Origin of the sequence: Streptomyces flavovariabilis, assembly GCF_000725785.1 — a bacterium.
GTDB classification, from domain to species: Bacteria; Actinomycetota; Actinomycetes; order Streptomycetales; family Streptomycetaceae; genus Streptomyces; species Streptomyces hawaiiensis.
This window is the reverse complement of record NZ_JNXD01000008.1, coordinates 180,955-194,437: the sequence shown is the minus strand read 5'-3', so window position 1 is coordinate 194,437 and position 13,483 is coordinate 180,955. Positions and strand designations below refer to the sequence as shown.

At 72.6% G+C, this 13,483-nt stretch carries 9 protein-coding genes; 6 read left to right on the top strand and 3 right to left on the bottom strand.

Translation table 11 applies throughout. The features are described 5' to 3' along the window. The first annotated feature begins 73 nt into the window (after positions 1-73). Positions 74-2,740: a winged helix-turn-helix domain-containing protein gene (locus tag IO24_RS0116730; protein ID WP_031136504.1), complete on the top strand. Its 2,667-nt coding sequence runs from the start codon at positions 74-76 to the stop codon at positions 2,738-2,740. Between the two features lie 115 nt (positions 2,741-2,855). Then, positions 2,856-3,053, top strand: a complete 198-nt coding sequence (locus tag IO24_RS0116725; protein ID WP_031136502.1) for a hypothetical protein — start codon at positions 2,856-2,858, stop codon at positions 3,051-3,053. 48 nt (positions 3,054-3,101) lie between these two features. Here the strand turns inward: IO24_RS0116725 and IO24_RS0116720 are convergent, their stop codons facing one another. Both IO24_RS0116720 and IO24_RS0116715 read right to left on the bottom strand, forming a co-directional pair. Beyond that, positions 3,102-4,511 carry a DUF2252 domain-containing protein gene (locus tag IO24_RS0116720; protein ID WP_031136501.1) on the bottom strand — a complete coding sequence of 470 codons (1,410 nt, stop codon included), beginning with the start codon at positions 4,509-4,511 and terminating at the stop codon, positions 3,102-3,104. Between the two features lie 3 nt (positions 4,512-4,514). Further along, positions 4,515-5,075 carry a potassium channel family protein gene (locus IO24_RS0116715; protein WP_045296240.1) on the bottom strand — a complete coding sequence of 187 codons (561 nt, stop codon included), beginning with the start codon at positions 5,073-5,075 and terminating at the stop codon, positions 4,515-4,517. 188 nt (positions 5,076-5,263) lie between these two features. Between IO24_RS0116715 and IO24_RS0116710 the strand changes: the two genes are divergently transcribed. Together IO24_RS0116710 and IO24_RS0116705 are read left to right on the top strand one after the other, a co-directional pair. Then, positions 5,264-5,725 (top strand): SHOCT domain-containing protein, encoded by a 462-nt coding sequence (locus tag IO24_RS0116710; RefSeq protein ID WP_031136497.1) that lies wholly within the window; start codon positions 5,264-5,266, stop codon positions 5,723-5,725. A gap of 32 nt (positions 5,726-5,757) precedes the next feature. Beyond that, entirely contained in the window at positions 5,758-6,174 is a 417-nt protein-coding gene (locus IO24_RS0116705) for a DUF7144 family membrane protein (protein WP_031136495.1), read from the top strand. An 11-nt stretch (positions 6,175-6,185) separates the two neighbouring features. Here the strand turns inward: IO24_RS0116705 and IO24_RS0116700 are convergent, their stop codons facing one another. Further along, complete coding sequence (locus tag IO24_RS0116700) at positions 6,186-8,231, bottom strand: SpoIIE family protein phosphatase (RefSeq protein WP_031136494.1); 2,046 nt, start codon at positions 8,229-8,231, stop codon at positions 6,186-6,188. Positions 8,232-8,381: 150 nt separating this feature from the next. On the opposite strand from IO24_RS0116700, the gene IO24_RS0116695 reads away from it, so the two are divergent. Both IO24_RS0116695 and IO24_RS0116690 read left to right on the top strand, forming a co-directional pair. After that, the gene (locus tag IO24_RS0116695; RefSeq protein WP_031136492.1) at positions 8,382-9,212 is read left to right on the top strand and encodes an alpha/beta fold hydrolase; all 831 of its coding nucleotides are present in this window, start codon (positions 8,382-8,384) and stop codon (positions 9,210-9,212) included. A gap of 224 nt (positions 9,213-9,436) precedes the next feature. Further along, a complete protein-coding gene (locus IO24_RS0116690) occupies positions 9,437-13,333 on the top strand; it encodes a glycoside hydrolase family 2 TIM barrel-domain containing protein (protein ID WP_031136490.1) in 3,897 nt (1,298 codons plus the stop codon). Positions 13,334-13,483: the final 150 nt, after the last annotated feature.

The following is a 13,483-nucleotide window of genomic DNA, read 5'->3' as shown; positions in this document are numbered from 1 at the left end:
GGGGCGGGTGAACGCTGAGATCCTGAGCGAAACGAGCGCCGCTCGTGATCGACGGCAGACGGCGGTGGGGTCCATGGCCGTGACCGAGGAGACCGATGCGGAGCCCGAGGGCCTCGATCCCACGGGCGATCCGCTGCTGCGCACCCGGCTCGCCCTGCCGGAGCGGCCCGGCACCTTCCTGCGCCGGGTCCGCCTGGCCCGCCACCTCGACCGGGCCCTGAAGACACCGCTGACGATGGTCAACGGATCGGCGGGGGCCGGCAAGACCCTCCTGGTCGCCGACTGGGCCGCCGGCCTTCCGGAACCGGTCGCCTGGCTCACCACCGACACCGCCGACCAGGCCCCCGGGATCTTCTGGGCGTATTTCCTCCAGGCGCTGCGTGCCGCCGGTGTGCCGCTGACCGGCGGAGCAGGCTGCCCGGCGGAGGCGACCCGCGTGGACCGGCGCACCCTGACCTGCCTGGCCGCCGCGCTCGAACACCGGGACCGGCCCACCGTCGTGGTGCTCGACGAGTTCGACCGGGTGACCTCCCCCGAGATCGCGCAGCAACTGCAGTTCGTCCTCCACCACGCCGGAGGGGGCATGCGCCTGGTCCTCGTCACCCGCACCGAACCCCTGCTTCCGCTGCACCGCTACCGGGCCTCGGGGGAGATCACCGAGATCCGGAACGCCGAGCTGGCCTTCACCGCCGAGGAGGCCCACGACCTGCTGTCACGGCACGGCCTGCGACTGCCCGCGAGCGCCGTGCAGGCCCTGGTGGAGCGGACCCAGGGGTGGGCCGCGGGCCTGCGCCTGTGCGCGCTGGCGGCCCTGCAGGGCCCAGACCCGCAGGCCTACGTGAAGCAGTTCGAGGCCGACCACAGCACGGTGGCCGACTTCCTGCTGGCCGAGGTACTCGACCGGCAGCCGGCCGGCACCCAGGACCTGCTGCTGCGCATCAGCGTCCTGGACCGCTGCTGCCCCGACCTGGTGAACGCGCTGACGCTGCGGCGCGACGCGGAGCCGATCCTGGCCGCGCTGCACCGCGAGAACGCGTTCGTCCACTACCTCGGACACTCCTGGTACAGCCTCCACCCCCTGTTCGCCGAGATCCTCCGCGCCCACCTGCGGGAGCGCCGCCCCGGCCTGGAGCCGCAGCTGCGCGGCCGGGCCGCACGGTGGCTACGGCGTTCCGGGGCTCTGCCCGACGCACTCGCCCAGGGAGCCGCCGCGGACGACTGGGAGTTCACCGCCCGCGCCGTCGTCGACGACCTCGCGATCGGGCAGCTCTTCACCGGACTGCGCTCCGAGGACCTGTCCGCCCTCTTCGCCCGGATGAGCCCCGAGGCCGAAGGACCGGCCCCCGACCTCGTACGGGCCGCCCGCGAACTGGGCCGGCGCGATCTCGCACACGGCCTGGCCCATCTGCACCGGGCCGAGGAGCAACTCGGCCGGAACAGGGCCGAACCTGCACCGGTGCGGCTGAGCTGCGCCCTCCTCGAAGCCCTGGCCGCCCGGCTCACCGGCTCCCCGGGCAGAGCCGAGCGCGCCGCGGAGCAGGCGAGACGCCTCAGGCCGGACGTCCCCGAGCACCTCCTCGACGAGCACCCGGAGCTCACCGCCCTCCTGCTCACCCACCTGGGCTCCGCCCGCCTGTGGGCCGGACGGTTCGAGGACGCCCGGATCGCCCTGTCGGCGGTGGCCGGATCCCCGGACGGGGCGGCGATGGCACTGCCCCGCTGGGAGGCCCTCGGCCACCTGGCGCTGATCGACTACCTGAACGGCTGGCCCGGCCGGGCGGAGCACAAGGCCCTGGCGGCGGCCGGCCAGGCGGAGCGGTACAGCCTCCCTCAGCGGTCCGGGTCCGCCATCGGCCCGCTCGTCCTGGCCGCCGTCCTCGTCGACCGCGACGAACTCGACGAGGCCGAGGCTCTCCTCGACGAGCGGGGCGCCTCCCGCCCGGCCTTCGAGGACCCGGTGGCGGAGGCGGCCCGGACCCTCGCCCGGGGGCGCCTGCTCCTGGCCCGGGGGGACGCCCGGGCCGCGCTGGCAGCGGCGGAGGCGACGATCCCGGCGACCGTGAGCTCGCCGTGGGCGCAGGACCACAGCGCCCTGCTCGCGTCCGCCGCCCACCTGGCCCAGGGGCACCTCGAGCCGGCCCGCAAGGCCGTGGAGCGCGTGACCCGCCACCGCACGGCCCGCGCGGTCGAGGAGGCACGGGCCCGGCTCGCGGAGGGGCGGCCCGACCGGGCGCTGGCCCTGATCGACGGGCTGCCGGAAAAGGACCGGCCAGGTCCGGCGGTGACCGTCCGCGCCACCCTGGTCCGTGCCCAGGCCGCCCATCAGACCGGCGACCACACCACCGTCGGCCGCCTGGTCGCCCGCGCGCTCCAGGACGGCCGCCGCGAGCAGCTGCGCCGGCCGTTCCTGGAGGCAGGCCCGTGGATCCGCCCGCTGCTGAGCACTGGCCGGCTGCGGCACCTCGCCGGCGGCTGGCTCGTCTCCGGCCCGGGCCCCTCCGCCGACGGCGGGCCCGCCGCGCCGGACCCCTACCCGGTCCGCGCCGTCGAGGCCCTGAGTGCCCGTGAGCGGGACGTGCTGCGCGGACTGGCCGAGCTGATGTCGACGGAGGAGATCGCCGCCGACCTCCATGTGTCCGTGAACACCGTGAAGACCCATCTCAAGAGCATCTACCGCAAGCTCGCGGTCAGCAGGCGCGGCGACGCGGTCCGGCGCGCCCGCGCCCTGCGGCTCCTGTGAGTCGCGGTGAGGTTCACCTGCGCCGGGTGAGTCCAGACGCGCCGCCGGATCGGACCATGGCAGGACAAGGGCGCACTCCGCCCGCCGCCCCAGGCCGTCCGGGGGAGAGGAGCACATGCGCTACGAGATCCGCGTCGACGGACAGATGTCGGAGACGCTGGCCAAGGTCTTCCCGGAGCTGGACCACGTGGTGATGGCCGGTCAGACGGTCCTGTTCGGCCCGGTCACCGACGAGGCCCACCTGTACGGGCTGCTGACCCGGTTCCAGTCGCTGGGACTGAGGGTCGTGGAGATGCGCCAGCTGCCGGAGTGACCCGGCATCCCGCCCCTGAGGCCGCATCCCGCCCCGAGGCCGGGGGAATCACTGCGCGGCCGCGCGGACCCGGCCCGAGCGGACCGCCGCGCCCAGCGCCTCGAAGTCCCGCTCGTTCTGGTCGGCGTACGCCTGGGCGAACACGGCGAGAGCGCGGTCGAAGCGGTCGCCGCCGCCCAGGTAGGCCGCGAGGGCGACGGGATCACCGGAGCGGGCGTGGGCCCGTGCCAGGCTCGCCCCGCACAGCCGTCCGAACAGCCGCAGCAGGCCGGGGTCCATGGTCTCCGGCCGGGCGATGCCCTTCCAGTCCCGCAACTGCCGTACGTAGAAGTCCCGCTCGTGCCCGTCGAGCCCCACCGCGTGGGTCCAGCCCAGCAGGATGTCGCTCGTCGTCTGGATCAGCCGCTGGCCCGCCACCACGCGCCGGCCCTGGTTGTCCCAGCGGTCGCCGCCGCAGTGGGCGGCGAGCACCGACTCCTGCGCCTCCTTGGCCTGGAGCAGCAGGGGATCGTCGTCGTCCCGGCCGAGCAGCAGCACGATCCAGCATCGGGTGCCGACGCTGCCGACCCCGACCACCTTGCGGGCGATGTCCACGGGGCGGTAGCGGCGCAGCAGATGCCGGCGCTCGGACGACAGGGTCCGGGCGTACCCCTCCAAAACGGCGTGCAGCTCCTTGTCCCGGCCGTGCGGCGAGGAGTCGTCCGCCAGATCCCGCAGCGGGGTGATCAGCGGCGGGTCCGGCGTGATCCGCCGCCCCTCGGCCGTGGCCCGGGTGAGTTTCGCGTAGGCCTGGACATGGGTGCGGGTCCGGGCGTCGGCCGTGGCCTTCGCGGTGCGGCGCCGCGCCTCCTTGGACATCGACGCGGCCATCAGCTCGCGCAGGCGGTCGGCGTCGTCCTGGGCGTACCAGATGTCCAGGGTGCGCATCCCGGCGAACTCCCGCATCCGCCGCCGGTAGGCCCGGACACACGTCTGCACCGCGCTGGTCTGCTCCGCCGCCGAGAAGCCGTTGGCCCGGCCCGCGACGGCGAAGCTGGCCGCGAGCCGTTTGACGTCCCACTCGAACGGCCCGGCCAGCGTCTCGTCGAAGTCGTTGATGTCGAAGACCAGGTGGCGCTCCGGCGAGGCCAGCAGCCGGAAGTTCAGCAGATGGGCGTCCCCGCACAGCTGCACCCGCAGCCCGGTGTCCGCGGTGGCCCCGAGGTCCGCCGCCATGATCGCCGCAGCGCCGCGGTAGAAGCGGAACGGGGACTCGAGCATGCGGCCGTAGCGGATCGGCACCAGCTCCGGTACGCGGGTGGCCGACTGGCGGTCCACCACCTCGACGGGGTCGAACCGGTCCGGCCCCGCCTCGAACCCGGCCTGGGACGACCGCGGCACCCGGCGGCGCGCGTCCCGGCCCGCGGCCGCCCGCTCGGCCGGTGACACGAAGGCTGTGAAGGGGCTCGATACGGTCATGGCTCAGTCCTCCGGCCGTGAGGGGAAGTCGTCCGAGGGCTCCCGGCCCTGCCGGCGCAGTCCCGCCTGCACCGCGCCGGCGAGGATCCGTGCCGCCACGCCCACCAGCAGCAGCCCGCCCGCCATCTGCGTCATCGTCAGCACCCGCCCGGTCTGGGAGCGGGCCGTGATGTCGCCGTAGCCGACGGTGGCGAACGTCGTGAGCGTGAAGTACAGGGAGTCCGTCTTGGTCAACGGCTCACTGAACGAGCCCGGCGTCGTGTGCTCCAGCAGGAAGTAGGCGCCCGCGAAGAGCAGCAGGAACAGCGCCAGCGTCGTGGCCAGGGCCTCGACGGCCTTCAGCCGGGGGTAGGGCGAGGTCACGATGGCCCGCACCTCCCACCAGAAGACCACGACCACCAGCAGCAGACCGCAGGCCAGCAGCACCGAATCGCCGCTCGTGCCGCGCCCGTCCAGGGGCAGCAGGTAGTAGACCGTGATGAGCCCGGCCGCGATGAGCGCGGCACGCAGGAGGGCCGAGACCGCCGCACGCCGCCGGTACGGCACCTCCGCTGGATCGTCCATCGTGCGTCTCTCGGTCTCGGTCCTGCCCCCGGCGCCCGGGCACCCCGCACGGGCCTGCCCTCCCACCTCAGCGCCCCGGCGCCCCGTAGGGATCACCCGCCACGGGTGAGGCGGCCCGGCCCGGGCCCCGCGCAGGCTGGGGTCTACGGGGACGGCCGTCGGGCGTGCCCCCGGGACGGAGGACCGACATGAGCGCGCAGAACTATCTGGCGTACGACTTTCCGCTGCTGAGCGCCTTCTGGTCGATGCTGTGGTTCTTCCTCTGGATCATGTGGTTCGTCCTGCTCTTCCGGGTGGTCCTCGACATCTTCCGCGACGATTCCCTGGGCGGCGGGGCCAAGGCCGGCTGGCTGGTCCTCTGCGTGGTCCTGCCCTTCCTGGGCGTGTTCGTCTACGTCCTCGCCCGCGGCCGGAACATGGGACGCCGGGAGACGGACCAGGCCCGCGCCCAGCAGCAGGCCTTCGACAGCTACATCAGGCAGACCGCCCGGGGCGGCGAAAGCCGGCCCAGCAGCGTCGACGAGCTCGCCAGGCTGTCCGAGATCCGCTCCCGCGGCGACATCACGGACGAAGAGTTCCGCAGGGCTAAGGAGCTGGTGCTCAGCGGTTCCGGAGCCTCGGCCCCCGGCACCCCCACCTCCGGTCGCTGACCGCGCCGGACGCAGCAGAAGCGAGGTAGCAGATGACCGCCACACACCCTACGCACGGGCACAGGACGGCGAAGCACGGCTTGGCCACCGGCACGATGGTCTTCGCGGCCGTCATGCTCATGATCACCGGGATGCTGGCCGTCTTTCGCGGCATCGCGGCCATCGCCGAGGACGAGGTCTTCGTCTCGACCCGCAACTACACCTTCGCGTTCGATCTCACCGGCTGGGGCTGGATCCACCTCATCCTGGGCGCGGTGGCCGTGCTCATCAGCATGGGCCTGTTCCAGGGGGCGGGCTGGGCGCGCGTCACCGGCGTGGGCATCGCCGCACTCGTCATCATCGCCAACTTCCTCTCCCTGCCGGCCTACCCGGTCTGGTCCGTGATCATGATCGCGATGTCCGCGTTCATCATCTGGGCCCTGTGCACCCCACGCAGGGGCGACGCCTGAGCCGTCACGGCTCAGGCCCGCCTGCGGACCAGCAGCAGGGCCACGTCGTCGTCCGGTTCGGGACTCAGCGCGCTGAGCAGACTGTCGCTCGCGCGCTGAAGACTGGGCCCCGCGCTCCGGAGCAGCCGGGTCAGTGTGTCGAGGCCGGTGTCGATCGGCTCCGCGCGGTTCTCGACCAGCCCGTCCGTGTACAGGGCGAGCAGGGAGCCGGGGGCGAGTTCCAGCTCCACCGTGCCGAACTCCACGCCGCCGACGCCGAGCGGGACACCGCCCGGCACGTCGACGAGCTTCGCGCTGCCGTCCGCCCCGGCGAGCACCGGCGGCAGATGCCCGGCGCTGGACAGCTCGCAGGTGCCGCGCCCCAGGTCGCACACCGCGTACACGCACGTGGCGATCGCGTCGCCGAGCGAGCCGGCGATGTCGTCGAGGTGCCGCAGCAGCTCGGCGGGCGGCAGGTCCAGCCGGGCCAGCGCCCGCGTCGCCGTGCTCAGCTGCCCCATGATCGCCGCGGCCTGGACGCCCTTGCCCATGACGTCCCCGACGACCAGCCCGGTGCGCCCCGGGCCCAGCGGCAGGACGTCGTACCAGTCGCCGCCGACCTCGCTGAGGGCCGGGCGGTAGCGGGCGGCGATGTCCAGTCCCTCCCGTTCGGCGGGTGTGCTCGGCAGCAGGCTGCGCTGCAGGGTCAGGGCGGTGCCGCGTTCGCGGCCGTAGAGGCGGGCGTTGTCTATGCAGATCGCGGCGCGGGCGGCCAGTTCCGAGGCGAGCACCTGGTCCCGGCCGTCGAAGGGGCGCTCGTTGACCGTGCGGTACAGCGAGAGCGTGCCGAGGACCTTGCCCCGGGCCACCAGCGGCAGCGCCAGGTAGGAGTGGGCGCCGGCCTCGTGCAGGGCCTGGGCGGCCCGTGAGTCGCGGGCCAGACGTCGCAGCATCTTGCCGTCCACCCGCTCGACCAGGACCGGGCGGGCGCTGCGGACGCACTGCGTGATGATCCGAGACGAGCCGTACGTGGCCAGCTCGCCCACGGGGTCGGCGGCGTGGATGGCGTCGGTGGGGTAGCCGGCCGCGACGGCCAGCGCCCGGAACTCGGCCGGTGTGCCGCCCGACACGGGCGCGATGGTGCCCCGGGCCACGACCGACTCCAGGACGTCCACGGCGGCCAGGTCCGCGAGATGCGGCACGACCACGTCGGCCAGCTCCCGGGCGGTCTGCTGGAGGTCGAGCGTGGTGCCGATCTTCATCCCCGCGTCGGCGATCACCGACAGGTGCTGGCGCGCCTGCGCCACCTCGGCCGCGGCCTGCTGGCGCTCGGTGACGTCCAGCACGGCCATCGCGAGCCCGAGCACCCGGCCGTCGGTGTCCTCGATGCGGTGGTACGACTCCGAGTAGGCGCGGTCCTGCGAGTCCGCCGCCGTCCGCCCGACGGTCTGCTGGTCGAGCAGGGGTCTGCCGGTCTCCAGGACGTGCCGCATCCGGGCCTCGATGGCCGTCACGTCCAGATCCGGCAGCACCTCCCCGACCCGGCGCCCCAGTACGGCCTCCTCGGGCACGCCGTTGATCCGCTCCAGCGCGGGGTTGACCCCGACCCAGCGCAGGTCGTTGTCGAAGACGGCGATGCCGAGCGGGGTCTGGTTGACGAGGCTGTGCGAGAGGGCGAGGTCGCGCTCCACCTTCCGTACGGTCGTCGCGTCCGTGGCGAGTCCCAGCAGGTGGGGCTGCCCCTCGGGGTCGAGGAGGCGCATCGTACGGAACTCCACGGCGCGTTCCGTGCCGTCGCGGTGCCGCAGCGGGAAGACACCGGCCCAGTGGGTGCCCGTGCTGACCTGGGCGAACAGCTCCCTGCCCCGGGGCCGGTTCTCGGGGGAGACCAGGAGGGTGTCGGCGCGCTGGCGCAGGGCCTCCTGCGCGGTCCAGCCGAGCAGCTGCTCGATCTCGGGGCTCCACAGCGCGATGTGCCCACCCGCGTCCAGGACCACCGCCGCGACCTTCAGCAGATCGAGCAACCCGCCGGGCGCGGTCGTGACGGGGTCGCGGTCCGAGGTCGCATACCCGTTCATGCGAGCCGCTCCTTCCGGCGCGGCAAAGGTACCGCCATGATCTGTTGCGCTGGCTGTCCGATGAGGTCACATTACGGTCGGAGGAGCGGCACTGTCGCGCCGAAATGACAAAATGGCGCGGGTCGGACCAGGAGCGAGAGGAGCGGCGCAGTGAGGGACCGGACGTTACGCGAGAGCCTGGTCACCGCCTCGGGAACGGTGCGCTGGGACCGGCTCGGCGAGCCCGGCGGCGAGCCGGTGGTGCTGCTGCACGGGACGCCCTTCTCGTCGTACGTGTGGCACGAGATCGCCCCCGCCCTGGCCGCCGCCGGGCACCATGTGCACCTGTGGGACATGGCGGGTTACGGCACCTCCGCCATGCACGCCGGCCAGGACGTCTCGCTGGGTGCCCAGGGCCGGATCTTCACCGAGCTGCTCGCGCACTGGGGACTTGGGGAACCGTCCGTGGTCGCACACGACTTCGGCGGATGCGTGGCCCTGCGGGCCCACCTGCTGCACGGGGCCCGCTACCGGCGGCTCGCGCTGGTCGACCCGGTGGCACTCAGGCCCTGGGGCTCCCCTTTCTTCCGGCTGGTCGGGGAGCACAGCCAGGTCTTCGAGCAGCTCCCGGCGGCGTTGCACGAGGCCCTGGTACGCGAGTACGTCTCCTCCGCGAGCCATCCCGGCCTGCGGCCCGCCACCCTCGACGCGCTGATCGGGCCCTGGACGGGGGAGGAGGGCCAGGCCGCCTTCTACCGGCAGATCGCGCAGGCCGACCAGAGCTACACCGACGAGATCCAGCCGCTGTACCCGACGATCGACCTGCCGGTCACGGTCTGCTGGGGCACCGAGGACACCTGGGTCCCGTTCGCCAAGGGGCAGGAGCTCACCGCCCTGATCCCGGGTGCCCGCCTGGTGCCCGTCCCGGAGGCGGGGCATCTCGTTCCGCTGGACGCGCCCGCCCGGCTGACGAGCGAGTTGCTCGGCTTCCTCACGGCCTGAGAGCCCGTCCGGCACCGGGGAACCATCAGGACCGCACAAAGTCCGACGGGGTCATTGCTTCGTTTGTGTTCGAGTCCTAGGGTGTGCCTGCTCAGCAGTTGCTCCGTCACCGTCAGTTGCACGCGTCCCAACAGAAACGCCCATCAGGGGTGGGCAGTTGGGCATCCCATCTGACATGCCCTCAGTCCGTGCAGCACCCTGTCGAACCGAGGAAGGCCACGGTCATGCCGCACCCGCACCCGCACCCCTCTCCCGCCGACCGGCCGGTCGTCAGCCGCCGCCGACTGCTGGAGGGAGGAGCCGCCGTGCTCGGCGCGCTCGCCCTGTCCGCGTCGCCCGCCGCGGCACACGCGGCCGGCCGGCGCCCGGCGGCGGACGGCCCACCGGAGTGGAACGACGGCCTGAGCGTGTACCGGGTGGGCACCGAGCCGCCGCACACCACCCTCATGCCCTACGCGGACCTCGGGCAGGCACTGAAGGGCGACCGCGAGCGCTCGCCGTACCGGCTGAGCCTCGACGGCACCTGGAAGTTCGCCTACGTGGACCGCCCCGACGACCGGGACACCGACTTCCACCGCACCGACGTCGACGACTCCGGCTGGGACACCATCCCCGTGCCCTCGGCCTGGCAGCTGCACGGCTACGACTTCCCGATCTACGTCAACATCACCTACCCCTGGTGGGGCCCCAACGGCGGCGGCGAGGACGCCCAGCCGCCGGCGGCCCCGACCCGCTACAACCCCGTCGGCCAGTACCGCCGCACGTTCACCGTGCCCCGCAACTGGAAGGGCCGGCGCACCTTCCTGCACTTCGAGGGCGTCAAGTCCGCCCACTACGTGTGGATCAACGGCGAGCTGGTGGGCTACCACGAGGACTCCTACACCTCCGCCGAGTACGACATCACCCCCCACCTCAAGCCGGGCACCAACCAGATCGCCGTCGAGGTGTACCGCTACTCCGACGCGGAGTGGCTGGAGGACCAGGACATGATCCGGCTGAGCGGCATCTTCCGCTCGGTCCACCTGTACTCCACGCCGAACGTGCACCTGCGCGACTTCCGCCTGGACACCCCGCTCGGCGACGGCTACACCTCCGCCGAGCTCAAGGTCACCGCGCACGTGCGCGACTACGGAGGCGAGGGCGCGGGCCGCTACACCGTCGAGACCCAGCTCTACGACGCGCGCGGCCACGCCGTCTGGTCCCGGCCCCTGAACGGGTCCGCCGACGTCCCCGACGGCGACGAGGCGACGGTCGAGGCCTCCAGAGCCGTCCCCTCGCCGAAGCTGTGGTCGGCCGAGCACCCGAACCTGTACACGGCCGTGCTCCGCCTGCGCGACCCGGCCGGCAAGGTGGTGGAGACCCTCTCGCACCGGGTCGGCTTCCGCGAGTTCGCGCTCAAGGACGGCCTGATGCGCATCAACGGCAAGCCGGTCTCCTTCCGCGGCACCAACCGCCACGAGATGCACCCCGTCACCGGCTCGGCGCTCACCCGCGCGCAGATGGTCGAGGACATCGAGATCATCAAGCGGCTCAACATCAACAGCGTCCGCACCTCGCACTACCCCAACAGCCCGCTCTGGCTCGACCTCGCCGACGAGTACGGCCTGTACCTCGTCGACGAGACCAACCTCGAAACCCACGGCATCCGCGACAAGTTCCCCGGCAGCGGCCACCCCGAGTGGACCGAGGCATGCGTGGTCCGCGCCCAGAACATGGTCCACCGCGACAAGAACCACGCCTCGGTGGTCATCTGGTCCCTGGGCAACGAGGCGGGCGGCGGCACGACCTTCAACGCCATGTACGACTGGATCCGCTCCTACGACTCCTCGCGCGTCATCCAGTACGAGGGCGACGACCGCCCGGGCATCAGCGACATCCGCTCCGAGATGTACGACAGCCCGCAGCGGGTCGAGCAACGCGCCAAGGACACCGCCGACACCCGGCCGTACGTGATGATCGAGTACTCCCACGGCATGGGCAACTCCAACGGCAACTTCAAGAAGTACTGGGACATCGTCCGCCGCTACGACGTCCTCCAGGGCGGCTGGATCTGGGACTTCGTCGACCAGGCCCTCAGCTGGCCCACCCCGGCCCGTAAGCTGCTCACCGAGTCCGGCCCGGGCTCGCTGCGCGGCGAGATCATCGCGCCCGCCGGCACCTTCGACCGCGCCAAGGGCATCTCCGGCGGCACCGTCTTCTCCCGCGACCCCCGCCTCGACCTCACCGGCTCCCTCACGCTGGAGGCCTGGGTCACCCCGCACGTGACCGGCTTCCACCAGCCGATCATCGCCAAGGGCGACACCCAGTACGCCCTCAAACAGTCCGACAAGACCCTGGAGTTCTTCATCCACGGCGGCGGCCAGTGGGTCACCGCGAGCTGGGCGCTGCCCGACGGCTGGACCGGCAAGGAGCACCACATCGCGGGCGTCTTCGACGCGGACGCGGGCACGCTCACCCTGTACGTCGACGGACAGGTGCGCGGCACCCGGACCACCACCCGGCGCCCCGGCGACAACACCGCGTCCCTGTCGCTCGCCACCGACATCGACAACCCGACCCGCGAGTTCAGCGGCACCATCCGCCGGGCCCGCGTGTACGCCCGCGCCCTCAGCGCCGCCGAACTGGCCTCGGACACCCGCAAGCCCGACGACGAGGGCGTGCGCTTCTGGTTCGACGCGGCCACCGTCGGCATCACCGAGAAGCGCCCGCGCGACAAGACGTTCTACGCCTACGGCGGCGACTGGGGCGACAACCCCAACGACGGCGCCTTCGCCGGGGACGGCATCGTCCTGCCCGACCGCTCCCTCACCGGCAAGTCCGCCGAGGTCAAGCAGATCTACCAGGCCGTCAACGCCACCCCGGCTCCGGGCGGCCCCGGCGCCGTCACGCTCACCAACGAGTACCTGTTCACCAACCTCCGCGAGTTCGACGGCCGTTGGTCCCTCGTCGCCGACGGCGAGGTCGTCCAGCGCGGCCGGCTGACCCGCGACCAGCTGAACGTCGCACCGCTGAGCAGCAAGGACATCAAGGTGCCGGTGCGGCTCCCGGCGAAGCCCGAACCCGGCACGGAGTACTTCCTGGAGCTCTCCTTCACCACCAGGGAAACCACCCGGTGGGCCAAGGCCGGCTTCGAGGTGGCCAAGCAGCAGCTCGCCCTCGACGCGGGCAGCCCGGCCGTGCAACCCGCGCCGCTGCGCGGCGTGCCCGCCCTCAGCCACACCGACGGGGACAAGACCGTCACCGTCAAGGGCAAGGGCTTCGCCGTCACCGTCGACAAGAGCACCGGGACCATCACGTCCTACGAGGCGGGCGGCACCCGGCTCATCACCTCCGGACCCGTCCCGAACTTCTGGCGGGCGCCCACCGACAACGACCGCGGCAACGGCCACCACACCCGCAACCAGCTGTGGCGCGACGCCGGAGCGAAGCGGAAGGTCGCGGACGTACGGGTACGGCCCCTGGACGACCGGGCCGTCGAGGTCACCGTCACCGGCACGCTGCCCACCGGCACGGCGTCCACGTACAGCACGACGTACACGGTCTTCGGCAACGGCGAGATCAAGGTCGACAACACCCTGCACCCGGGCGCGGCGAACCTGCCGTACATCCCGGAGGTCGGCACCCTGCTGTTCCTGCCGCGGAACCTGGACCGGCTGCACTACTACGGCCGGGGCCCCGAGGAGAACATGTGGGACCGCAACAACGCCACCGACGTGGGCCTGTACTCAGGCACCGTCTCCGGGCAGTGGACCCCGTATCTGCGCCCGCAGGAGAACGGCAACAAGACCGATGTCCGCTGGGCCGCGCTGACCGACGGCAGGGGGCGCGGACTGCTCGTCTGCGGTGAGCCGCTGCTGGAGGTCAACGCCTCGCACTTCACCCCCGAGGACCTGTCCGTCGGGGCCCGCCACGACTACCAGCTCACCCCCAGGGACGCGGTGGTCCTGCGGGTCAACCACCGCCAGATGGGCGTGGGCGGCGACAACAGCTGGGGCGCGCACACGCACGACGAGTTCAAGCTGCTCGCCAGCCGCGACTACGCGTACACCTACCGGCTGCGGCCGCTGACGCGGGTGAGCGAGGCGATGGAGGCCTCGCGGCGGCCGACGGCGACCGACTGACGGTATGGCAGCGGCGCCGCCTCAGCCGGCGGCGTCGCTGATGCCCAGGCGCAGATGCTCCACGTTGTCCGCGTCCAGGCGTACGCGCTCGGCGGCGTCCTGCACGGGGGTGACGGCTCCATGACCCAATGAATCCTGGGGCACGTCGAT